The sequence below is a fragment of the Xanthomonas cassavae CFBP 4642 genome (genome assembly GCF_000454545.1).
GTDB classification, from domain to species: Bacteria; Pseudomonadota; Gammaproteobacteria; order Xanthomonadales; family Xanthomonadaceae; genus Xanthomonas; species Xanthomonas cassavae.
Window position 1 is genome coordinate 867,467 of sequence record NZ_CM002139.1, and the last position, 22,568, is coordinate 890,034.

Annotated in this window: 18 protein-coding genes and 3 pseudogenes; 12 read left to right on the forward strand and 9 right to left on the reverse strand. The window is 67.2% G+C overall.

Annotation, left to right across the window (positions count from 1 at the left end; translation table 11 throughout):
* Positions 1-17 precede the first annotated feature (17 nt).
* Positions 18-1,976, reverse strand: a complete 1,959-nt coding sequence (locus XCSCFBP4642_RS0103840; RefSeq protein WP_029218617.1) for an EAL domain-containing protein — start codon at positions 1,974-1,976, stop codon at positions 18-20.
* A gap of 38 nt (positions 1,977-2,014) precedes the next feature.
* Positions 2,015-2,641: a DUF4126 domain-containing protein gene (locus XCSCFBP4642_RS0103845; RefSeq protein WP_029218618.1), complete on the reverse strand. Its 627-nt coding sequence runs from the start codon at positions 2,639-2,641 to the stop codon at positions 2,015-2,017.
* Between the two features lie 129 nt (positions 2,642-2,770).
* On the opposite strand from XCSCFBP4642_RS0103845, the gene XCSCFBP4642_RS0103850 reads away from it, so the two are divergent.
* From XCSCFBP4642_RS0103850 to XCSCFBP4642_RS0103870, 5 genes are all read left to right on the forward strand, one after another.
* Positions 2,771-3,508, forward strand: coding sequence for a DUF6776 family protein (locus XCSCFBP4642_RS0103850; RefSeq protein ID WP_053329518.1), 738 nt, complete (start codon positions 2,771-2,773; stop codon positions 3,506-3,508).
* A 3-nt stretch (positions 3,509-3,511) separates the two neighbouring features.
* Positions 3,512-3,961, forward strand: a complete 450-nt coding sequence (locus XCSCFBP4642_RS0103855) for a bactofilin family protein (protein ID WP_029218620.1) — start codon at positions 3,512-3,514, stop codon at positions 3,959-3,961.
* A gap of 80 nt (positions 3,962-4,041) precedes the next feature.
* Positions 4,042-4,428, forward strand: coding sequence for an iron-sulfur cluster insertion protein ErpA (gene erpA, locus XCSCFBP4642_RS0103860; protein WP_029218621.1), 387 nt, complete (start codon positions 4,042-4,044; stop codon positions 4,426-4,428).
* Between the two features lie 365 nt (positions 4,429-4,793).
* Complete coding sequence (nudC, locus tag XCSCFBP4642_RS0103865) at positions 4,794-5,693, forward strand: NAD(+) diphosphatase (protein ID WP_029218622.1); 900 nt, start codon at positions 4,794-4,796, stop codon at positions 5,691-5,693.
* A gap of 139 nt (positions 5,694-5,832) precedes the next feature.
* Positions 5,833-6,726, forward strand: a complete 894-nt coding sequence (locus XCSCFBP4642_RS0103870) for a cobalamin biosynthesis protein (protein ID WP_029218623.1) — start codon at positions 5,833-5,835, stop codon at positions 6,724-6,726.
* 41 nt (positions 6,727-6,767) lie between these two features.
* Here XCSCFBP4642_RS0103870 and XCSCFBP4642_RS0103875 read toward each other — a convergent pair whose 3' ends face one another.
* The 3 genes from XCSCFBP4642_RS0103875 to XCSCFBP4642_RS0103885 all read right to left on the reverse strand — a co-directional run bounded on the left by XCSCFBP4642_RS0103875 (position 6,768) and on the right by XCSCFBP4642_RS0103885 (position 9,907).
* Entirely contained in the window at positions 6,768-7,178 is a 411-nt protein-coding gene (locus XCSCFBP4642_RS0103875; RefSeq protein ID WP_029218624.1) for a DUF2752 domain-containing protein, read from the reverse strand.
* A complete protein-coding gene (locus tag XCSCFBP4642_RS0103880) occupies positions 7,178-7,522 on the reverse strand; it encodes a CD225/dispanin family protein (RefSeq protein WP_029218625.1) in 345 nt (114 codons plus the stop codon). Before XCSCFBP4642_RS0103880 ends, XCSCFBP4642_RS0103875 begins: the two co-directional genes overlap by 1 nt.
* A gap of 462 nt (positions 7,523-7,984) precedes the next feature.
* Entirely contained in the window at positions 7,985-9,907 is a 1,923-nt protein-coding gene (locus XCSCFBP4642_RS0103885; protein WP_029218626.1) for an MFS transporter, read from the reverse strand.
* A gap of 182 nt (positions 9,908-10,089) precedes the next feature.
* Here XCSCFBP4642_RS0103885 and XCSCFBP4642_RS26430 point away from each other — a divergent pair.
* Positions 10,090-10,302: pseudogene (locus XCSCFBP4642_RS26430) on the forward strand (MFS transporter); the annotation flags it as partial.
* A 141-nt stretch (positions 10,303-10,443) separates the two neighbouring features.
* Here XCSCFBP4642_RS26430 and XCSCFBP4642_RS28215 read toward each other — a convergent pair.
* Positions 10,444-11,034 carry a hypothetical protein gene (locus tag XCSCFBP4642_RS28215; RefSeq protein ID WP_160170353.1) on the reverse strand — a complete coding sequence of 197 codons (591 nt, stop codon included), beginning with the start codon at positions 11,032-11,034 and terminating at the stop codon, positions 10,444-10,446.
* 929 nt (positions 11,035-11,963) lie between these two features.
* Between XCSCFBP4642_RS28215 and XCSCFBP4642_RS24025 the strand changes: the two are divergent.
* Positions 11,964-12,356 (forward strand): annotated as a pseudogene (locus XCSCFBP4642_RS24025) (MFS transporter); the annotation flags it as partial.
* A gap of 25 nt (positions 12,357-12,381) precedes the next feature.
* Here the strand turns inward: XCSCFBP4642_RS24025 and yccS are convergent.
* The 3 genes from yccS to purH all read right to left on the reverse strand — a co-directional run bounded on the left by yccS (position 12,382) and on the right by purH (position 17,898).
* Positions 12,382-14,595, reverse strand: coding sequence for a YccS family putative transporter (gene yccS, locus XCSCFBP4642_RS0103905; RefSeq protein ID WP_029218629.1), 2,214 nt, complete (start codon positions 14,593-14,595; stop codon positions 12,382-12,384).
* Positions 14,596-14,898: 303 nt separating this feature from the next.
* A complete protein-coding gene (gene purD, locus XCSCFBP4642_RS0103910) occupies positions 14,899-16,194 on the reverse strand; it encodes a phosphoribosylamine--glycine ligase (RefSeq protein WP_029218630.1) in 1,296 nt (431 codons plus the stop codon).
* Positions 16,195-16,314: 120 nt separating this feature from the next.
* On the reverse strand, positions 16,315-17,898 hold the full coding sequence (gene purH / locus XCSCFBP4642_RS0103915) for a bifunctional phosphoribosylaminoimidazolecarboxamide formyltransferase/IMP cyclohydrolase (protein WP_029218631.1): 1,584 nt from the start codon (positions 17,896-17,898) through the stop codon (positions 16,315-16,317).
* Positions 17,899-17,972: 74 nt separating this feature from the next.
* On the opposite strand from purH, the gene XCSCFBP4642_RS0103920 reads away from it, so the two are divergent.
* From XCSCFBP4642_RS0103920 to XCSCFBP4642_RS0103940, 5 genes and pseudogenes are all read left to right on the forward strand, one after another.
* Positions 17,973-18,587 (forward strand): CDP-alcohol phosphatidyltransferase family protein, encoded by a 615-nt coding sequence (locus XCSCFBP4642_RS0103920; protein ID WP_029218632.1) that lies wholly within the window; start codon positions 17,973-17,975, stop codon positions 18,585-18,587.
* A gap of 87 nt (positions 18,588-18,674) precedes the next feature.
* Positions 18,675-20,429, forward strand: a complete 1,755-nt coding sequence (locus tag XCSCFBP4642_RS0103925) for a bifunctional alpha/beta hydrolase/class I SAM-dependent methyltransferase (protein WP_029218633.1) — start codon at positions 18,675-18,677, stop codon at positions 20,427-20,429.
* A complete protein-coding gene (locus XCSCFBP4642_RS0103930; RefSeq protein WP_029218634.1) occupies positions 20,426-21,763 on the forward strand; it encodes a phosphatase PAP2/dual specificity phosphatase family protein in 1,338 nt (445 codons plus the stop codon). The genes XCSCFBP4642_RS0103925 and XCSCFBP4642_RS0103930 overlap by 4 nt, the downstream gene beginning before the upstream one ends.
* Positions 21,760-22,203, forward strand: a complete 444-nt coding sequence (locus tag XCSCFBP4642_RS0103935) for a hypothetical protein (protein ID WP_029218635.1) — start codon at positions 21,760-21,762, stop codon at positions 22,201-22,203. Before XCSCFBP4642_RS0103930 ends, XCSCFBP4642_RS0103935 begins: the two co-directional genes overlap by 4 nt.
* Positions 22,200-22,517, forward strand: a pseudogene (locus tag XCSCFBP4642_RS0103940) (glycine-rich domain-containing protein); the annotation flags it as partial. The gene XCSCFBP4642_RS0103935 and the pseudogene XCSCFBP4642_RS0103940, both read left to right, overlap by 4 nt.
* Positions 22,518-22,568: the final 51 nt, after the last annotated feature.

The window sequence follows — 22,568 nt, forward strand, 5'->3', positions numbered from 1 at the left end:
CCTGCCTGCGCCGTCACTTAGAGCACCGCGTTCGTGAAGTCGAAGTCCAGTTCCTTGCCGACGGTCTGCACCAGATTGCCCTGGATGAAATCCACGCCGCTCATCCACATGGCCGCGGCGGCCTGCGGATCTTCGATGCGTTGGCCGATGATCAACAAGCCGCGCTGGTGGGCGATGTCGATCACGCCGCGCAGCTCGTCGCGCACTGCGGCATTGCCATGCGCATCGGCGAAGCGGTTGGCCATGCGCACGAAACTCAGCGGCAACTGGCTGAGCAGGGCATTGGCCTCGTCGCCCGGCTCGAACTGGCTGAGGCAGAACTGCACGCCGGCCGGCATCAGCTTAGCGCAGAACTGCTGCACCGTGACCGCGTGGATCAAGGCATCGTCCAGGCGCAGGTCCACGATCAACGATCGCCCAGCCACGCCGCGTTCGGCCAGCGCCTTGAGCAGCCAGTCGGCGAACGCGTCGCGCGCCAGGGTGCGCGGGGATTGCGACACGAACAGCCGCAGCGGCGGGCTGGCGTGCTGGTACAGGTGCAGCAGCCCGAGCGCGTGGTCCATGACCTGCTGGTCGAGATCGGCGATGCGCCCGGCCGCTTCGGCGGCGGGGATGACCTGGCCAGCCGACAGCAGCGTGCCATCGGCCTGGCGCAGCCGCAGCAGCACCTGGTACTGCGCGGTATCGCCGCCGGCCACCGCCACGATGGGCTGATAGGCCAGTTCCAGCTGGCCTTCGACCAGACGCAGTTGTTCCTGTTGCTCGGCCTGGCTGGGGGCCAGATAGGTCTGCACACCGTCGCTGCGCAGGCGCGCCTGCAGCGCAGTGCGTTCGACCGCCTCCAGCGCGCTGCCGGTATCGTCGAAGCCCAGGCTCAACGGCGCGGCGCCGATGGCGCAGCGCACGTGCACCGATTCTTCCTCGCGGACCGCAAAGGCATTGGCGGAAAGCCGCTCGCGGATGTCCAGCGCGCGCTGCTCCAGGCTGGCTTCGTCCATCTCCACGGCCAGCAGCAGGAAGCTGTTGTCGTTCAGGCGGGCCAGCGGGTAGGGCTGTGCGGCGGTGGCCAGACGATGCCCGGCCTGGGTCATCAACCGCTCGTAGGCGGCGTAGCCGTAACGCTCGCGCAGGCCGAGCGCGCTGGCGATCTCGATGAAGAACAGGCCGCCGGCCTGCTTGCGCTCCAGCGCTTCGCCGAGCAGGTCCATCACGTGGCCGCGCGTGGGCAGGCCGGTTTCCGGATTGCTGCGCGCGCTGATCTGCTCGCCGGCCTGTTGCAATGCCTGCTGGCGCGCACGGCGGATACGGTTGGAGACCGCCGCGATGAGATGGCGCGGGCGGATCGGTTTGGTCAGGAAGTCGTCGGCGCCGCTGTCGAGCACTTCGAACTGGCGCTCCGGGTCCGGGTCGCCGGTCAGGAACACGATCGGCAGCAGCTGCTGGCCGGGTTGCTGACGAATCAGGGTAGTCAGGCGGATGCCGTCCAGCTCGGGCATGTGCAGATCCATCAGGATCAGGTCCGGGTGGTAGTCCTGGATCGCCTGCGGCACGCTGGCGGCAGTCATTTCGACTTGCGCATGCATGCCGGCGCCATGCAGCACGCTCTGCGCGAACAGGGCCTGCGAGCGGTCGTCTTCGACGATCAGTACGCGATACGGCGCATCGGCTGCGATGGTGTCGCCGCCGTCGGACGTCGTCGCAGGCGCCGCAGCAGGCGGCGCCGCGGACGTGCGCGGGTTGGCGACGGCGGCCGCAGCCTGCACCGGCGTAAGCGGCGTCGCCTGGCTGGGCGCGGCGGCCGCGGCAGGCGCGGGAATGATCGCCGCGCTCACCGGCACGGCGCTCTCGGCGGCGCTGGCGGCCTCGTCGGCCCAGCGACGCCAGTAGTCGGCCGGCGGCGTCTCGGCGCGCAACGGGCGATTACGCGTGGCGGTGTCGTCACGGGTGGTGAAAGGAACCGGATCTCGGGCGGCCATCGATACTCCCTGCAGTCGCGATGATTATGCGATGAACTTCACGATAGCGGGGAGCGGCGTGCAGCCGGCGTGCTTGCCGCGCGCATCGGCGCGACGAGCCGGCGCATGCCCCGCCACAGCAATCGCCAGACCCACCACACCAGCAGCGCGGCCAGCACGCTGGAACCCACCGCCAGGCTCAACGCCAGCCATGGGTGTGCCAGCGCCAAGGCCAATGCGGTGGTGGCGATGGTGTCCTCGGCCAGCGATGCGACCCAGTTGCTGGCAGGTTCCGGCGAGGTATTGAGCAAGGCACGGGTGCCGGCCTTGAGCGTATGGCTGGTCAGCGCCACCCCTGCACCGGCAGCCAGCGCGCCGGTACTCAGGTCGCCGTCCGGCGACAGCGTGGCCGCAGCCAGGAATGCGCCGGCCGGCACCCGCGCCAGGGTCTGCAACAGATCCCAGCCCGAATCCACGCCGGGGATCTTGTCGGCGAAGAATTCGGCCACCGCCAGCGCGCCGGAGGTGCCCAGCACCCACCACGACTGCGCCGGATGCAGCGCAGGCGGCAGCGCGATCCAGCCGAGCAGGCCGGCCAGGCCGACGCCGAACACGGTGAGATAGACACGGATGCCGGCCAGCCAGGCCAGCAGGATGCCGATCACGAACAGATGCGCTTCGCTCATGGCGCGGTTCCCTGCAAACAATTGCAGAACTATGGGATAACCGCCGGTCCAGCGCCAGCGCGACGGTTGTCGGAGCTCTGGCACACTACGCCGCCCATGATTGCGCCGGCCCGTCCGGACCCGATGCCCATGAGACCAGCCGCACGCGTTCAGATCGTCCAACGGGAGCCGGGCGGCGGCCGGACCAGCGGCCGCTGGCTGTGGGGCGTGGTCGCCCTGCTGTGGCTGGCATCGCTGGGCGGCGTGTGGTGGATGGCCACCCGGACGGCAGCGCCCCGCCTGGTCCAGGCCGAGGCAGCGTTGCAGCAGGCGCAGCGCAGCCAGGCCCAGCAGCGGCGGCAGATCGAGCAGTTGCAGCAGCGCCAGGTCAACCTGGCGATGTCCGACAAGATCAGCCGCGCCGCCAATACCGAAGTGCAGGCGTCGCTGGCCGAACGCGACGAGCAGATCGCCGCGCTGCGCGCCGACGTGGCCTTCTACGAGCGCCTGGTGGGCTCCACCGCGCAGCGCAAGGGACTCAACGCGCACTCGGTGCAGTTCACCGCCGAGGCCGGCGGCACCTGGAATTACAGCGTGGTGCTGACCCAGAACCTCAACCGTGGCGCGATCAGCCAGGGCCAGCTGCGCTTTGCGGTGGAAGGCGTGCGCGCCGGCAAGCTGGTGACGGTGAGCTGGAACGAGCTGCACCAGAAGCCCGATGCCGCCGGTCAGCCGTATTCGTTCCGCTATTTCCAGCAGCTGGACGGCAGCGTGATCCTGCCGAAGGATTTCACCCCGCAACGTGTCAAAATCTCCCTGAGCGGCGATGGGCCGCCGGTCAATCAGACATTCGATTGGAAAGTCGCCGGCAATGGCGCGGGGGAGTAGCTCATGTTCGGAAACAAGTCCAACCGCGGTGCGCAGACCGTGGTCGATACCTTGATCGGGCCGCAGGTGGTGATCCGCGGCGACCTGATGTTCAGCGGCGGGCTGTATGTGGAAGGCCGCATCCTGGGCAAGGTGATTGCCGAAGACGGCGCCAGCGCCACCTTGACGGTGGCCGAGCAGGGCAGCATCGAGGGCGAAGTGCGCGCGCCGGTGGTGATCATCAACGGCCAGTTGACCGGCGACGTGCATGCCGCCGAGCGGGTCGAACTGGCCGCCAATGCGCGCGTGCAGGGTAATGTGCATTACCAGCTGGTGGAGATGAGCGCCGGCGCGCAGCTCACCGGACGCCTGATCCATGCCGCCGCCGCAGGCGCCACCGCGGCGCTGCCGGCCCCGGAAGGCCATCGCGCCGAGCCGGCCAAGGCCGCGCAGCCTGAAACTGCCGACGCCTGAGCCCCGCGGCGGCTGACGCGCGACCGTGTGGCCGGTACATTCGGCTTGAAGTAAAGCCGCCCGGCCCCCATGCTGGCGGAATGAGTACGCTCGTTTCGCTTCCCACTGCCGCCCCGGCGCCGGACTACCAGTCCATCGATCGGCCGTTGAACTTCTCCGCCGCCGCCGCCGCCAAGGTGCGCGAGCTGATCCAGGAAGAAGGCAACGCCGACCTGGCGTTGCGCGTGTACATCCAGGGCGGCGGGTGTTCCGGCTTCCAGTACGGGTTCGAGTTCGACGAGAACCGCGCCGAAGACGATCTGGCCGTGGCCACCGACGGAGTGACGCTGCTGGTCGACCCGCTGAGCCTGCAGTACCTGATGGGCGCCGAGGTGGACTACACCGAAAGGCTGACCGGTGCGCAGTTCGTAATCCGCAACCCCAATGCCAAGACCACTTGCGGGTGCGGGAGCAGCTTCAGCGTGTGAGGCATGCGTGCTGGCGTGGACGCATGTAGCAGGTGTTCACGGTGGCGATCGATCCAGTGGCTGAGTTCACTCGGCAAGCCTGCTGGCCGATGCGGTCTTGCGGTGGCCGACTGGGTGCCGCTGCACAAGCGCGCTACGGCAGGGCCGCGCTGCCAGCCGCCGCCTGCGCTGCGCTGATGGACGCTTGCGTTGGCTGGGTGCGCGCTGCTGTACCAGTGCGCGGTAGGCCGCGATGTCCGCAACCGTTTGCATTGCACTGATCGCTCGCAGCCATCGCGTCGGCGTCTGAACGTGCAGCCTGGAGTGTGCGACGACCGTGCGCGGCATGGTTGCGGGTGTCGCCGATTATCGGCAGGCTTGCGCCGATGTCAGAATCCACTCTTGCGTTGTCCGGTTTTGCCTTCACCCACGCGCCACTGGATCGCGGCGATGCGCTGCGTGACGATGCGGCTGCCCTGGCGCAGCTGTGGACGCAGGGCCATGTGCTGTTGATCGATGCCAAGGGTACCGCCCTGGCCGATGCGCAGGGGCAGCCGCTGTTGCTGCAGGGCGCCGCGCTTGCCGACGGGCCGGAGGCGGCGATCTTTCTGGGGGTGCGCGATGGCCAGGGCTGGTTCTGCCTGTCGGCCGACCCGCTCGATCTGAAGGCGCCGCAACGGGTGGACCTGCGCCAGGCAGCGGCCGAATGGCCGGCAGACATTGCCACTGCAGTGTCGTATGCGCGGGCGATGTTGCATTGGCAGGCGCGCACGCGGTTTTGCGGCGTCTGCGGCGGGGCGATCGTGTTCCGCCGTGCCGGCTTCATCGCGCATTGCACGCAATGCCAGACCGAGTTCTACCCGCGCGTGGATCCGGCCATCATCGTTGCGGTCAGTGATGGGCACCGGCTGCTGCTGGGCCGCCAGGCCAGCTGGGCGCCACGGCGCTATTCGGTGATTGCCGGCTTCGTCGAGCCAGGCGAATCGCTGGAGCAGACCGTTGCGCGCGAAGTGCACGAGGAGACCCGCGTGCGGATCCAGCACTGCCGCTATCTGGGCGCGCAGCCGTGGCCATTTCCCGGCGCGTTGATGCTGGGCTTCAGTGCGCAGGCGGCTGCCAGCGAGGTGCCGCAGGTGACCGGCGAGCTGGAAGACGCGCGCTGGGTCAGCCATGCCGAGGTCGGTGCAGCGCTGGCCGGGCAGGGAGGAGACGATGGCATCGGCTTGCCGCCGGCTATCTCGATCGCACGCGCGCTGATCGAGCACTGGTATCGCACCTATGGCTGAGTGCCTGGTCGTCGCCCCTTGCGGCCCGCTCCTGGTAGCGGTCGCTGTGCAGTGCGCTGCTGCGCCTGCAAACGGCGCAAAGGCGCCGTTGCAGCCCGGTTGCGTCTGCTCGGCTAGACTCGGTTGAGGAGGGACACCCATGTTCACCGCCCTGGTTGCTGTCGTCGTCGCACTCACGTTGGGCCATCTGGTGCCGGCGCAGGTGGCGCGGCTGCGGCGTTTCGAATGGTTGGGCCACTGGCTGCGCCGGCTGGACAGCTACGCCGCCGGTCGCGGTGCGTGGCAAGGCTGCTATGGCGTGTTGCTGGCGCTATTGCCGGTGTTGGTCGTGGTCGCGCTGCTGCAATGGGCGCTGGACGATATGTGGCACGGCTTCTTGTCGCTGCTGTTCGGCGTGGCGGTGCTGGCCTGGACCTGGGGCCCGCGCGATCTGGATCGCGATGTCGAAGCGGTGATCGACGCCGATGCGCCTGGCGCGCGACGCGAGGCGATTTCGCACCTGCAGGCGGCCGGCGGCAGCGTGCATGCCGATGCGCCGTCGCTGGTGGAGGCGGTGGTGGTCAACGGCCTGCGCCGCTGGTTCGCCGTGCTGTGGTGGTTCCTGCTGCTGGGGCCGTTCGGCGCGGTGCTGTATCGGCTGATCGCCCTGACGGTGGAAAGCCCGCTGGCGGTGCTGCTGCCACCACGTAACCTGGCCGGCGCGCACTGGCTGCTGGCCGCGCTGGAATGGCCGGTGGCGCAGTTGATCACGGTGTCGATGGCGCTGGTGGGCAATTTCGACACCGTGTTCCGGGCCTGGCGGCAGGCGCACGGTAACCGCTGGACGCTGGAGCCGCATTTCCTGGGTGCGGTGGCGCGTGCCAGCGTCAGCGCCGAGCTGCGCGAGGAGGCGCACGACTACACCGATTCGGGGCTGGTGCCGGTGTGGCGCCGGCTGCCGGAAGTGCGCGATGCAATGAGCCTGGTCTGGCGCGTGCTGCTGCTGTGGATGATGGTGCTGGCGTTGCTGGTGATTGCGGGGTGGGTGCGGTAGGCGCGCAGCCTGATTTCGATCGCGCGGCTGTTCGCGACCTGCTAACCCGGTGCCAGCAAGGTAAACGGGTACCAAGGCAAATTCCTGGCAACCCAATACGTCGGCAACGCCCATAACCAGAACTTCGGCTCGGACATGACGGCCACCACCGGTGCGAACCAGCGCGCGCGCCAGCAGGCTTTCCAGGCGATCAGGCCGGGCAGGGTGAACAGGCCGAGTACCGCTGCCGGATTCATCGCGAAGGCGCCGGGCAGGTCAAAATGCACCAGCGCGTAGAGTGCGCGGGTCATGCCGCAGCCGGGGCAATAGCAGCCGGTAACGGCGCGGAAAACGCAGGGCGGGAACGGGCTGTTGCTTGCATTCGGATCGAAGCGGTACAGCAGCGACACGCCAAAGGCGGCCACGCTGGTGGCCGCCCCGAGTCCAAGCCAGTGGCGTGGACGCAGTTCCATTACTGCATGTGCTGCAACTGCTGCATGTAGTCCATGTAGCCCTGCATTCCGCCGGTGGCGACCATGCCGATGTTGATCAGCAGGCCGATCACGGCCAGCACGCTGGTCACGATGCACCAGGTCTTGGCGGTATTGGAGGCGCGGCGCGCGCCGTCGATATCGCCCATGTTGAGCAGGCCGTTGACCTTGCTGGAGAACACGATCGCCACGATGCCGGTGATCAGGGCCGGGCAGCACAGGCAAAAGCCGAGCACGGTGGAGACGATCGCCCAGATCAGGTGGTTCGGCACCGGGCCGGGCGCGGCGCTGGACGAGGGGTGGATCGGCGGCGGGATGGCATTCATGGTAAAGCTCCTTGGGTGGTAAACAACAGCGAACTGATGGGTGAGTGGGGTGAGTCATCGGGTGCCGGACGCAGCGGCGACGTGCACGGCGCATGCTGGCGATGGCCGCAGGGGCCTGACGCGGAAGTGCGGTGAGCGTGCGCTGCGATTGAGCTGTAGGCATTCGCGGACGCCGGTCGCGCAGCACCGGGCCGAACGTTTGCGCGCGCCATCGACCTGGCGTTCCGCAGCCGCGCAGCAAGCGCGCGCATTGGCATGCCTGCCGCTGCCGGCATGACAGCCAGCCGCTGGAAGGAGTGACGCACGCCGATCACGGCAGACGCCTCAGGCGCGATGATGTTGAGCACAACGACGTCCCCGGTACGACCTGCCGCGCCCGCTTGGCGAACGCGGCGGTAAAGCGTGCAGTGGCGCACAGGCTACTCGGGGTGTGCGATGGACGCAAAGACCGCATCTGGCGGCTCAGGGATGGTCCTGGCGCAGCGTGCGCACCTGTTGTTCGAGCAGCGCGGCGCTGGCCTGGTCGCCGGCGCTGGCCGGGCCGGCGGCCACCTCGATCCGCGCGCGCATCCGGCGCGGCACTCGCATGCGGCCCAGGCGTGTGTCGCGCCGGCTCCACATGCTCGACCACATGCCCCGTAGCGCCATCGGAATCACCTGCACGTTGCGCCGCTGCAGGATCTTTTCGACACCGAATTTGAACGCGGCAATCTCGCCATCCTTGGTCAACGCACCTTCGGGGAAGATGCACACCAGCTCGCCATCGGCCAGCGCCGCATCGATGCGGTCGAAGGCCTGTTGCATCAACGCCGGGTCTTCGCGTGCGCCGGCGATCGGGATGGCCTTGGCGGTTCGGAAGATCCACCGCATCACCGGGATGCGGAAGATCTTGTAGTACATGATAAAGCGCACCGGGCGCGGGATCACCGCCGACAGGATCAACGCGTCCATGTAGCTGACGTGGTTGCAGACCAGCAGCGCGGCGCCTTCGTCGGGCATGTGGGTGTCGATGTCGCGCGCGCGCAGCCGGTACAGCACGCTCACCAGCACCCAGCTGAGAAAGCGCATCAGGAACTCGGGCACCAGGGTGAAGATCCACACCGCCACCAGCGTGTTGGCGATCGCCAGCGCCAGGAACACCTGCGGGATGCTCAGGCCCGGCATCGGAATGCGGTGCCCGAACAGCACCACCTGCGGCAGCTGCAGCGCGATGCCGATCACCGCCGCGGCCACGATGAACAACGAGTTCTGGATGTTGAGCCCGGCGATCACGCGCGAGAGTTCGGCCTTGGGCGTGCGGCTCTGGATCAGCGCGAACAACGGCACCACGAACAGGCCAGTGAACAGGCCGATGCCGACCAGATCGACGATCAACCGCACGCTGCCGGCCTGCCGCACGAAGTGTCCGATCGACAGATCGCTCACCGGCGCCGCGCCGGGACGGGCGAAGTACAGGTCCAGCAGGAAGGCGCTGATGCCGAATGCGCCCAGTGGCACCAGGCCGATCTCCACGGTACGCCCGGACAGCCGTTCGCACAGCAACGAGCCCACGCCGGTGCCGATCGAAAACAGCGCCAGCGCGAACACGTACAGCTCCTGCTGGCCGCCGAGATTGAGCTGCGCATAGCTGGGCAACTGCGCGGTGAGCACGGTGCCGACGAACCAGAACCATGACACGCCCAGCACCGCGTTGCGCACTGCCGGCGTGCGCCGGGTCAGGCGCATGATGGCGCGCGATTCGGGGATGGGGTTCCAGTTGATCTGCAAGTCCGGCGCGCCGGCATCGACCTTGGGGACCAGGCGCGCCACCAGGTTGCCGGTGACGGCGATGACGATCACCGCAGTGGCCGCCGCCTCCGGACCATGGCTGCCGGCGATCTGGAAGATCAGCCCGCCGAAGATCATGCCGCACAGGATCGAGATCGAGGTGCCCATCTCGACCAGGCCGTTACCGCCGGTGAGTTCCTCCGGCTTGAGCACCGAGGGCAGGATCGAATACTTCACCGGCCCGAACAGCGTGGACTGCAGCCCGGTGCAGAACAGCGCAATCAGCAGGATCACCATGTTCTCGGTGATGAAGCCCACCGCGGCCAGCGACATGATGGCGATCTCCATCGTGGTGGTGATCACGATGAGCTTCTGTTTTTCCAGTTTCTCGGCGATCTGCCCGGCCAGCGCGGAGAACAGGAAGTACGGCAGGATGAACAGTGCCGGCGCCAGGTTCGTATACAGCGTGCGCTGCGCCGCGTCGATGCCCAGATAGAACAGCAGGCCGATGATGGCCTGCCGATAGACGTTGTCGTTGAACGCGCCCAACGCCTGGACGGCGAAGAACGGCAAGAAGCGGCGCTGCCTGAGCAGGGCGAACTGACTGTGACCGGACATGCAGTTTCCTTTGCGAACGCGCGCAGCCTAGCAGGCTTCCACGGCGGGTTGGTGGATGGTGCTAGGCGCGCTTGGAACATGCCGCATCACCGCCCGCACTGCGGGTCTCTCCTAACCGGACTCCTGTCATCACCGTCCAATCCGCTGCGCATCCACCATTGCCGCGCCGGCTGGTGCTGCAGATGACGGCGGCTACCGGGCTGGCGGCGGCGAGCAACTATTGCGCGCAGCCGTTGCTGGAGACGTTGGCGCAGGCGTTCGGGACCCAGGTGCGCAGTGCCGGGTAAGTGGTGACTGCTGCTCAGCTGGCCTATGCGGCGGGGCTGCTGTTGCTGGTACCGCCGGGCGACCGGCTGGAGCGGCCCGGGCTGATTGTCGGACTGTTTATGCAGTCAGGAGGTCTCTACCGAACCGCATGAATCCCGCCAAACCCTCTTACAGGGCCGTTGCTCGTCTGCTCTGGCGGGGCGCCGGTATCGTCATCGATACCGGCGCCCCGTGATCCAGCGGCGGGAAGACGGGGTCCTCTCGATAGTTCAGTGCTCCGGCGGCACTACAGGAGGCCGGGGCAGTGCGTCCAGCTGGGCAGCTGCTGCCAGAACTGATTCCACTGCGGACTGGTGCGTGGAAGCATCGGTATCCATTCCGTAAGTTTCCTGAATCATCTGTGATGCGATTTTCCGTCGTTGCTCTTCAGGCCAACGGGACAAGACCTCGCGTACTCGGCTAGCGAATTCGGGTGAGATAACTTGTGGTTCTTCATATTTTATCCACGATGTGGGTTCCTTTTGTTTCTCACTCAGATTCGCGGCAGTGGACTGGCTCCTGTCCGGATGCAGCAACGGAATCCATTGCTCAAGGCTTTCTTTCAGGGACTCGGCGCCGCCTTTGTCCATTGACCAAGGATTTTTCTGAAGAGTCGCTCCGCTCCATGCGCTGTCTTTCAACCGAACAGCTGGACCGTTGGCCCAGGCATCCATGACCACGGTCGAACTAGGGTCGCGACCTCCTCGCCGTAGTTCGTTCCAAGTGTGCCCTGCTTGGACCGGGATCTCATGACCTTCGTTGGTTACCTGCTTCATTGGCACGTAAGCGACAACGGTCTCACTCAACTCGTCGGTAGCCATGTGTGGAGCGTGGACGATAGCGCTGAGGGGAGCGGACTGATCGCAGAGCGCCGCTCCCATCACTACAGCCGTTGCAACGTTAACGGTTTCGTGGGGTGCCATCCTTGCGACCGACGATCCGATCCCGTTGTGGCTGTGCGAGGGAATGTCGTCCGCCTTCACATTTCCCCGGCCATGCTTGAGCAGCAGGCGGACGTCGTGAACGGTCTGCCCGGCTGTCGCGAGTCTTGTCGGACTCGTGACCTCGTCACCTACGACATACGCCCCCATATGGTAAGCGGCCTGTTGAATCTGATGTTGCTCCAGAGGCGCATCTCCGCCTGTGCGCAACCTCTCGGGGCGCGTACCCAAGGCGACCCTCAGCGCGGACAGCTGGGGCGATTGCGGTAGCGAGTTGCTTTCAACGACGGGCGCAGTGGTTGCTCGCGACGACCCTTCGCTGTCATATGAGGAATGCGTGCCAGATGAGGTGCTTGCATTCAATGTGGAGGATTTGGAAGCGCAAAGTCCCATATCTGTTCACCTGTGGTCGAGTGTCTGATCGCCGCGTGACGGTATGCGTAGGAAGTTGCTTGACCGCCGGGGCGGAATACTTGGATTGGAAAAATTAAAGTGTGGGAGGCATTCGCTCGCTTGATGGGTGCAATGTAGTCAGTTTTGAACTGCTCCATATCCTTCGGCTGCTTACGTGCGCGGTGCCCTGCAATTACGAGCATTTTGCCGAGAAAACGAAGCCACGCAGCGGCCACCGCGGCTTGATGGTCGCAGGGACTCACGCGAATGCAGCCAATTGGTTTCGTAGCACATGACGTATCGGGTGATGCATAACACCATGTGCGGCGGGGGGGCAGAGCCGTACCCCAAGGCTGGATAATTCCGGATTATCTGGTCTGAGACCGCCGGAAATCGATTTGCCCATCACCGCCTGACTGCTGTGGCGCGGCTTGCCGCGGCACCCGGACAATGCGCGACGGTCCTACTCGCATCTGGTGGGCTCGGTGCTGACGCTACTGCGCGACGATGCGGTGCTGCGTTCGCGCTCGGTGCTGGGTGGGCTGATCTTTGCCGGCTTCAGCTTGTTCTGGACCACGCTGGCGTTCCTGCTGTCCGGGCCGGCGTACGGCTATGGCACGGTGGTGATCGGCTTGTTCGGCCTGATCGGTGCGGCCGGTGCGCTGGCCGCCAACCGCTCCGGCCACTGGTCCGATCACGGCCACGGCGACCGCGTCAGTTGGGGCGGGCTGGTGATGCTGCTGCTGTCGTGGGGGCTGCGGGCGTTCGCGCCGCAGTCGATGGCGATGCTGATCGTTGGCGTGCTGCTGGCGCTGGCGGCATTCGGGCCGCGGGCTACGCGCGCTGCAACGCCTTGGGAGCGGCGTTGTCGGCCGGTGCCTCGGTGACCGCCAGCGCTGCAGCGCGCAGCTTGGGCAGCAGGCGCAGGGTCAGCGCCAGTTGGTCGCGCACCAGGCGCTGCTTGGGCGGCAGCTGCACTGCGTGCAGTTCGAGCGCTTCGGCCATGGCCAGGTCTTCGCTTTCGTCGTGCAGCGGCAGCGGTTGGCGCTGGCCCAATGCGGTAGCAAGCGAGCCGAGCGCGCGCTGCAGATAGTCGCCGGCCCGGGCGATGGCGGTATCGTGTTCGCCCTCCAGCGCGGCGCGGTGCGCGCCCAGCGCGGAGAGATAGCCAAGCAAGGTGTTGGACAGCGCCAGGAAGCGGAACCCTGCTTCCAGGTTGCGCCGGTAGCGGCCCGGCTCGCGCAGCATGTTGGACAAGGCCACCGACAACGCGGCATCGGCGTTGTGCATGTCGCGGCGCGCGATGCGGTAGGGCAGGTCGTCGCGCATGCCGCTGGCGTATTGCTCCAGCACCTGGGCCAGATAGCGCGCGCAGCTGGCCAGTACCGTGGCCATCACCTGGTTGAGGCGGCGCCCCTGCCAGTCCGGCAGGATCAGGAACGAGGCGGCCGCGGCGATTACGCAACCGATCAGCGTGTCGATCAGGCGTGGCCAGATCAGCACGAACCCATTGCCGAGCAGGTTGAAGCAGAACAACGCCATCACCGTGATGCCGGCGGTGGCCAGCATGTAGCGGTCGGTACGCGCGATGAAGAACACCAGCGTGGCCACCAATGCGAGCAGCAGCTGCACCTGCGTGCTGGGGAACAGCTGCATCAGTGCCCAGGTGGCGACCAGGCCGACCAGGGTGCCGGCAATGCGCTGCACCAGCCGCAGGCGGGTGGCGCCGTAGTTGGGACGACAGACAAATGCGGTGGTGAGCAGGATCCAGTAACCGTTGTCGGCATGGATGGACTGCATCACCGCATAGCCCACCACCAATGCGATGGCCATGCGCAGGCCGTGGCGGAACAGCACCGAGCCCGGGGTGAGTTGCTGGCCCAGGCGCGCGGCCATTTCGCGCAGGGTGTGCGGCGAAGAATCGCGCAGGCGGGTATCGATCTGGTTGCTGGTGGAATCGGACTGCGCCGCTTCGGACAGGCGTCGTTCGATGGTCTGCAGGTTGGTCACCAGCAGCTCCAGTGCGCCCAGCAGGCGCGTCAGCGCCGGATCGGCGCGCGCGTGCAGGTATTCCAGCGACTGGCGCAGGTCTTCGGTGGCCAGGCGGCTGTTGTCGCCGTAGTCGAATGGCTGGCGCAGGCGGATCGCTTCGCCCAGCGCCGCGCAGGCCTTGCCCTGCAGCGCGAGCAGGCGCTGGCAGCGGTACAGCACATCGCTATGGAAGAACGCGTCGGTCAGCGCCTCGTACGGATAATGCGAGGAACTGGCGCGCTCGTGGAATTCCTGCGCCATGTAATACAGCCGGAAATACAGGCCCGACTGCACGCCCGGCCGGCCGGAACGGCCGAAGCGGCTGATGATGGCGGTCTTGGCAGCGTTGAGCGCGGCCACCACGCGGGCGTTCTGCTCGGCCAGTGCGAGCCGGCGCGCATGCAGGTCGCTTTGCCGCACCGGTTCGAACAGATCGGCCTTGCGCCTGAGATACAGGCCCAGCTCGAAGAACAGCCGCGACAGCCGCTCGCGCACCGGGCGGTTGGCCAACAGGATGGTCCACAGGATCGACAGCACGCCGTACCAGCCGGCCCCGATCATCAACAACGCTGCGCCCTGCCAGGCGATGCGCGGATCGTGGCTGCCATGTTGATCCATGCCGATCATGGCGTAGATCGACAAGGCCACCGTGGCCTGCGCGATCGAGGCATAGCGCTCGCCCAGCGCGCCGAGCAGGGTCAGCGAGAAGGTGGCCAGCGCCATGCCGGTCACGAATGGCAGCGGGTAGGCGAACAGCAGCGTCACGGCCGTTGCGGCAGCGGCAAAACACAGCAACGACAGCAGCACCGACTTGATGCGGCCCAGCCAGTTGTCGTCGGTCTCGGCGATGGCGCTGGCGATGATGCCCAGGAACAGCGCCGGCACCGCGGTCAGTTCCTGCCGGTGCCAGCACACGCCCAGGGCCACCGCCAGTGCGATGAACACACGCAGGCCGTAGCTGGCCTTTTCATGGGCCCACAAGCGGCTGAGGCGGGATTCGAAGGAAGTGGTGGCCACGGTCTCGGCAAGGGCAGGCGTGACCGGCATTATTGCCGCACGCGCACGCTGCCGGTGTGGACAGGGGCTAGTCCTTTGTCAGTAGCCGGCATGGGTGCGGACTGGAGCGGCGTGCGCGATTGCGCCGCAGCCCCGCTGCACGGCCGCTTACCGCGCTTGGTGACCTTGCAACCTGTTGAACACTGCCTTCTCGACGACCACCAGCGAGCTGTTGCTCTATTCGGCCGACAACCAGCGGATGTCCGTGCTTGCCCCCATCCGCCCTTCGGGCACCTTCCCCCGCCGGCGGGGGAAGGACGCGGCTCAGCCCTGCGCGTCGCGCTCGCGCGCAATCGCACGCCAGCCGATGTCGCTGCGCTGAAAGGCGTTGGGCCAATGGATCGGTTGCAGGCCGGCATAGGCGGTGCGCTGCGCATCCTGCACGCTGTCGCCGAGCGCGGCCACGCACAGCACGCGGCCCCCGGCGCTGACCACCTGGCCGTCGCCATTCAAGACGGTGCCGGCGTGGAAGACCTTGGCGCTGGCGGGCACCGCGTCCAGGCCATGGATGACCTCGCCGGTGACCGGCGTCTCCGGATACGGCCTGGCCGCGATCACCACGCCCAGCGACGGACGCGGATCCCACTGCGCTTGCGTGCGGTCGAGCGTGCCGTCGATGGCCGCTTCGACCAGATCCACCAGGTCCGACTGCAGGCGCAGCATCACCGGCTGGGTCTCCGGGTCGCCGAAGCGCACGTTGAATTCGATCACCTTGGGTGCGCCGTGCGCATCGATCATCAACCCGGCATAGAGAAACCCGGTGAACGGCACGCCGTCGGCGATCATGCCCTGCACGGTGGGCTCGACCACTTCGCGCATCACCCGCGCATGCACCTGCGGCGTCACCACCGGCGCCGGTGAGTAGGCACCCATGCCACCGGTGTTGGGACCGGTGTCGCCATCGCCGACGCGCTTGTGGTCCTGGCTGGTGGCCATCGGCAAGGCGTGTCTGCCATCGATCATGGAAATGAAGCTGGCTTCTTCACCATCGAGGAATTCCTCAATCACCACGCGTGCACCGGCGTCGCCGAACGCATTGCCCGAGAGCATGTCGCGTACCGCGTCTTCGGCTTCGGCCAAGGTCATCGCCACGATCACGCCCTTGCCGGCGGCCAGACCATCGGCCTTGACCACGATGGGCGCGCCTTTGTCGCGCACGTAGGCCAGTGCCGCGTCCACCTCGGTGTGCACGGCGTAATACGCGGTGGGAATGCTGTGGCGGGCGAGAAAGTCCTTGGCAAAGGCCTTGCTGCCTTCCAGCCGCGCGGCCTTGGCGGTGGGCCCGAAGATGCGCAGGCCCAGCGCGTGGAAGCGGTCGACCACGCCCAGCACCAGCGGCACTTCCGGCCCGACCACGGTGAGCGCGACGGCCTCGCGCTGCGCCAGCGCCAGCAGGCCATCCAGGTCATCCACCTTGATCGCGACGTTGCGGCACTTGGCCTCGCGGGCGGTGCCGGCATTGCCCGGCGCCACCAGCACCTCGCTGACGCGTGCGGATTGGGCGATCTTCCAGGCCAGGGCGTGTTCGCGGCCGCCGGAGCCGATGACGAGAATTTTCATGTAAGTGCCGAGATTGGGGAGTCGTGATTGAAGATTGCTTGAAGCAAGGCAGAGACCGGAAACAGGAGAGACCAGAGCGACGTTGCCACTCCCGAATCCCCACTCCCGAATCCCGGCACGTCAGTGCCTGAAATGCCGTACGCCGGTGAACACCATCGCGATGCCGTGTTCGTCGGCGGCGGCGATCACTTCGCCATCGCGCATCGAACCGCCCGGCTGGATCACCGCCTTGATGCCGGCCGCGGCCGCAGCATCAATGCCATCGCGGAACGGGAAGAACGCATCCGATGCCATCACCGAGCCGGCCACCGTGAGCTTGGCTTCTTCGGCCTTGAGCGCGGCGATCTTGGCGCTGACCACGCGGCTCATCTGCCCGGCGCCCACGCCAATGGTGCGGCTGTCCTTGGCGTAGACAATCGCGTTGGACTTGACGTATTTGGCCACGCGCCAGGCGAACAGCAGATCGCCCAGTTCCGCCTCGCTGGGCGCGCGCTGGGTGACCACGCTCAATTCGCCCAGCGACATGCCGCGGTTGTCGGCCGATTGCATCAACAGGCCCGAGCCGATCCGCTTGGTGTCGTAGTTGTTGAGGCCATTACCGTGCGGAATCTTGAGCACGCGCACGTTGGCTTTCTTGGTGGCGTATTCCAGCGCGCCGGCCTCGTAGTCGGGCGCGATCAGCACTTCGACGAACTGGCGATCGAGAATGGCCTTGGCCGTGGCTGCATCGAGGGTCTTGTTGAAGGCCAGGATGCCGCCGAAGGCGCTGGTGGGGTCGGTGGCATAGGCCAGCTCGTAGGCATCGCCGCAGGCCACGCCGACTGCCACGCCGCAGGGATTGGCGTGCTTGACGATCACGCAGGCCGGCGCGTCGAATTGGCGCACGCATTCCCACGCCGCATCGGCATCGGCCAGGTTGTTGTAGCTCAGTTCCTTGCCCTGCAACTGCTGGAAGGTCGCCAGCGTGCCCTGCACCGGATACAGGTCGCGGTAGAACGCGCCGGACTGGTGCGGGTTTTCGCCGTAGCGCAGGTCCATGACCTTGATGAAGTTGGAATTGATCTGCGCCGGGAACGGGCTGCGCGTGGGCACGGGTTCGGCGCTGTCGGCCACCGCCGACAGATAGTTGCTGATCGCCGCGTCGTACTGCGCCACGCGGTTGAACGCGGCCACCGACAGCGCAAAGCGCTTGGCCGCCGACAGCTGGCCGTTGTTGGCCTCCAGCTCGGCCAGCAGGTCGGCGTACTGCGCCGGATCGGTGGCCACGGCCACGCGCGCGAAATTCTTGGCCGCGCTGCGCAGCATCGCCGGGCCGCCGATGTCGATGTTTTCCACCGCGTCGGCCAGGGTGCAATCGGCCTTCACCGTCACCGACTCGAACGGATACAGGTTCAGCACCAGCAGGTCGATCGGCACGATGCCGTGCTCGGCCATCACTGCTTCATCGATGCCGGCACGCCCCAGCAGGCCGCCGTGCACCAGCGGGTGCAGGGTCTTGACCCGGCCGTCCATCATTTCCGGGAAGCCGGTGAGATCGGCCACATCGTTGACCGGCAGGCCGGCCTCGCGGATCGCCCTGGCGGTGCCGCCGGTGGACAGCAGCTCGACGTTGCGCGCCACCAGCGCGCGGGCCAGGTCGATCAGGCCGGTCTTGTCGGAAACGGAGAGCAGGGCCCGGCGCACGGGCAGGAAATCAGTGGCCATCGGTGGGGGATGTCGAAGCGGAGCAGCCGATATTGTAGGCTGCGCAAGCGCACGAATGGACTCAACACCCCCGTATGGCCTCGATCTATGCATTGAAGGGACGCTTCCAGGCGCTGCTGCGGCCCATGGTGGGCGCGCTCCACCGCGGCGGCATCACCGCCAACCAGGTGACACTCACCGCGGCAGCGGTATCGCTGCTGGTGGCAGCAGTGGTCTACCGCTCCGGCGCCAGCTGGCCCTGGCTCTATCTGCTGCTGCCGGTGTGGATGCTGCTGCGCATGGGCCTCAATGCCATCGACGGCATGCTGGCGCGCGAGTTCGGCCAGCAGTCGCGGCTGGGCGCCTACCTCAACGAGGTGTGCGACGTGGTGGCCGATGCAGCGCTGTACTTGAGCCTGCTCGGTGTGCCGGGCGTGGGCACGCACTGGCTGTGGCTGTTTGCGCTGCTGGCGGCGCTGACCGAATACGCCGGCGTGCTCGGGCTGATGGTCGGTGCCAGCCGCCGCTACGACGGGCCGATGGGCAAGAGCGACCGTGCCTTCGTCATCGGCGTGGTGGGGCTGGGCCTGGCCTGCGGCCTGCTGGGGCCGCGTGGCGTCACCTGGGTCGCCATGGCGCTGTGCATTGCCTGCCTGGCCACGGTAGGGCGGCGGGTGCATGCCGGGCTGGCAGAGGCGCCGGCCGGCTGAGCGCGCCGCGGTCGCCCAGAAAATCTCCGGCCGCGCCGTCATCGGCACGACCGCTGCATCACCACTGTTCTCTTTCAGGATGATCCCATGCGTGAGGTTGTAGAGCGGCAGTTCGCCAGTTTCGACGGTGCCTCGCTGTTTTATCGGCATTGGCCGGCAGCGGCGGCAGGCGCGGCGCCCAAGGCGGTAGTGCTGCTGCATCGCGGGCATGAGCATTCCGGCCGGGTGATGCATCTTGCCGAGGAGCTGGATCTGCCCGATGTGCAGTTCTTCGCCTGGGATGCGCGCGGCAATGGCCGCTCGCCGGGCGCGCGCGGCGATGCGCCCGGCTTCGAGGCGCTGGTGCGCGATCTGGACAGTTTCATCGCGCACATCGGCAGCGTGTACGGCATCGCGGTGCAGGACATCGCGGTGATCGCGCAAAGCGTGGGCGCGGTGGTCGCGGCTACCTGGGTGCACGACTACGCGCCACCACTGCGCGCGCTGGTGCTGGCCTCGCCGGCGTTCAAGGTCAAGCTGTACGTGCCGTTCGCACGCGCAGGGCTGACGCTCATGCATGCGCTGCGCGGCAATTTCTTCGTCAACAGCTACGTCAAGCCGCAGTGGTTGACGCATGACGCGCAGCGCGTGGAAAGCTACCGCAGCGACCCGTTGATCACCCGCCCGATCTCGGTACGCGTGCTGCTGGGCCTGTACGCGGCGGCAGATCGCGTGGTGGCCGATGCGCAGGCGATCACCGTGCCGACCCAGTTGCTGGTCTCCGGCGCGGACGTCGTGGTGCATCGCGGCCCGCAGGACCGCTTTTACGAAAACCTGCGCTCGCCGATCAAGCAACGCCACTGGTTGCCCGGGTTCTTCCACGACACCCTGGGCGAGCGCGACCGCGCGCTGGCGATCGCGCCGATTCGCGCGTTCGTGCAGGCACGCTTTGAACAGCCGCCCATGCGCGCCGACCTGTGCGATGCGCATCGTGCCGGGCCCAGTTTCGATGAAGCCGAGCGGCTGGCCTGGCCGCCGCAACGCAACAGCCTGCAGGATCTGCGTTGGCGCGGCGTGCGTGCCGGCCTGCGCGTGGGCGGCACGCTCTCCGAGGGCATCGCGCTGGGCCTGCAGACCGGGTTCGATTCCGGCAGCACCCTCGACTACATCTATCGCAATCAGGCACGCGGACGCGGTCTGCTGGGTCGCCTGATCGATCGCAATTATCTCGATGCGATCGGCTGGCGTGGCATCCGTATCCGCGGCGCGCACCTGGGCGAGTTGCTGTGCGATGCGGCCAGCCGTCTGCGCCAGGCCGACCAGCCGGTGCGCGTGCTGGACGTGGCTGCCGGCCATGGCCGCTACGTGCTGGAAGCGTTGGGCAGCGGTGCGCACCGTGCCGATGCGATCGTGCTGCGCGACTTCAGCCCGCTCAACGTGACCCAGGGCAGTGCGTTGATCCGCACCCTGGGCGCAGGTGATATCGCCCGCTTCGAACACGGCGATGCCTTCGACCCGGCGGCATTGGCGGCGGTGCAGCCGGCGCCGACCCTGGCGGTGGTGTCGGGCCTGTACGAGCTGTTTGCCGATAACGATCAGGTGGCGCGCTCGCTCGCCGGCCTGGCCGCCGCAGTGCAGCCGGGTGGCTATCTGCTCTACACCGGCCAGCCGTGGCATCCGCAACTGGAGTTCATTGCGCGCGCGCTGACCAGTCACCGCGATGGCGTGGCCTGGGTGATGCGCCGGCGCAGCCAGCAGGAGATGGATGGCCTGGTGGAAGCGGCCGGGTTTCGCAAGCTGGCGCAGCGTATCGATGCATTCGGCATCTTCACCGTGTCGCTGGCGCAGCGGATCCAGGCATGACGCCAGGCACGCGTCCGACCGGCCGTGCCGCGCTGTGGCTGGCAGTGCTGGGGCCGTTCTTCTTCCTCAGCTACGGCCTGGCCAATGCCCTGGCCGGGTGCGCGGACAGCGTGCCTTCGGTGGTGTTCGACTGGGAACACGGCATGCCGTTCTGGCCGTGGACCATCGTGCCGTATTGGTCGATCGACCTGTTCTATGCCGCCTCGTTCTTCGTCTGCCGTACCCGGCGCGAACTGGATACGCATGCGCTGCGCCTGCTCGGTGCACAGCTGCTCTGCGTCGCCTGCTTTTTGCTGTGGCCGTTGCGCTACAGCTTCGTGCGGCCGGAAGCCGACGGCGTATTCGGTTGGTTGTTCGCGGTGTTGCTGGGCTTCGATAAACCCTTCAACCAGGCGCCATCGCTGCACATCGTGTTGCTGGTGGTGTTGTGGGTGCGCTATGGGCAGCATCTGCACGGCGCATGGCTCTGGCTGCTGCATGGCTGGTTCGCGCTGATCGGGGTGTCGGTGCTGACGACCTATCAGCATCACTTCGTGGATATCCCTACCGGACTGGCGGTGGGCTGGTTGTGCGTGTGGCTGTGGCCCGAGCGCAGTGCCGCGCCCTTGGCACAGGCGCGGCCGGCGCGCGAGGCACGCCGTTGGCAGCTGGCTGCGGCGTACCTGACGGGCGCGCTCATCAGCATGGCGCTTGCGCGATGGAGCGGTGGCGCCGGCTGGTGGGCGCTGTGGCTGAGCCTGTCGCTGGGCCTGGTTGCATTGAACTATGCTTTGCTTGGCCCGCTCGGTTTTCAAAAACGCAGCGATGGGCGGCTGAGTCTTGCTGCGCACTGGTTGTTCGCGCCGTATCTGCTGGCCGCCTGGTGCAACTCGCGGGTGTGGACGCGCTGCGACCCGCTGCCGCGCAAGGTCTGCGATGACGTGTGGCTAGGCCGCATTCCGCTGCCCGCGCAGCGCGCCGGGTTTGCCGCGGTGGTGGATCTCAGCGCCGAACTGTCGCTGCACGCGGCACGCCCGCACGACCAGGTCCTTCCGATGCTGGATCTGGTACCGCCTGCGCCGGCCAGCCTGGCGGCAGCCGCAGATGCCATCGAAGCCGCCCGCGCCCAGGGGGCGGTGCTGGTGTGTTGCGCGCTGGGCTATTCGCGCAGTGCGGCCAGCGTTGCAAGCTGGCTGGTGCGCAGCGGCCGCGCCCGGGACGTGGATGCGGCCATTGCGCAGCTGCACGCGGTGCGCCCGACGATCGTGCTTGGGCGCGCCCATCGCACGGCCATCGTGGCGGCCTGCAGTGGCGACGACAGTTTCGAGGATATGCCCGACCGGAGACCGCGATGACCACCTCCCTGATGACGCTGGCCACCATGCGCGCCGTGCTGCGCCAGGGCGCAACGCTGGATCGCTTTTCGCTGGTGCTGCTGGCGGCGGCGATCGCCCTGCTCGGCGTCGCCGACGCGCCGCCGTTGATCCAGGTCAGCTATGCATTGAGCGCCATTGCTGGCGTGGTGCAACGCTACTGGGCGTTTCGGGTGGGCCTGGATGCGGATCTGCTGGAGGGCACGATCGCGCATCTCGGGCAAGGCGGCAGCGAGCAGGACGCCGCGCAGCAGCTCGATGCAGCGATGCACGCCGTTGGCCTGGTGGCGACACCGCCATCCAGCCGCGACTGGGCAGCGCGCTGGAACGGCATGCGTGGCCTGCTGCGCTGGCAGCTGGCAAGCGTGATGGCGCAATTGCTGGTGTTCGCGGCGGCATTGGCCTTGAGGATCCTCCGATGAGCAGCACGCAAGACCCCGGGCAGCGCGAGCCGCTGCAGGCCACGCCGGCGCAGCTGGCGCTCTGGCAACGGCTGCGCAGTGACCGCTTTGGCGAGGACGAACAGGCGCTGCCGGCCTTCATCCAGCGCGTGGCCAGGCAGGCGCATTGCAGCGTGGCCCAGGCGCAGGAACTGGTGGAAGAGTACCGGCGGTTCTGCTTTCTGGCCTGCACCGACACCCGCGATGTCACGCCCAGCCCGCTGGTCGATCAGGTCTGGCACACGCATCTGACCGACACCCGCGAGTACTGGCAGCGGTTCTGCCCGCAGGTGCTGCTTAGACTCAACTTCCAAGTGCAACACCCCGCTTTGACGTAGGGTAGCGGC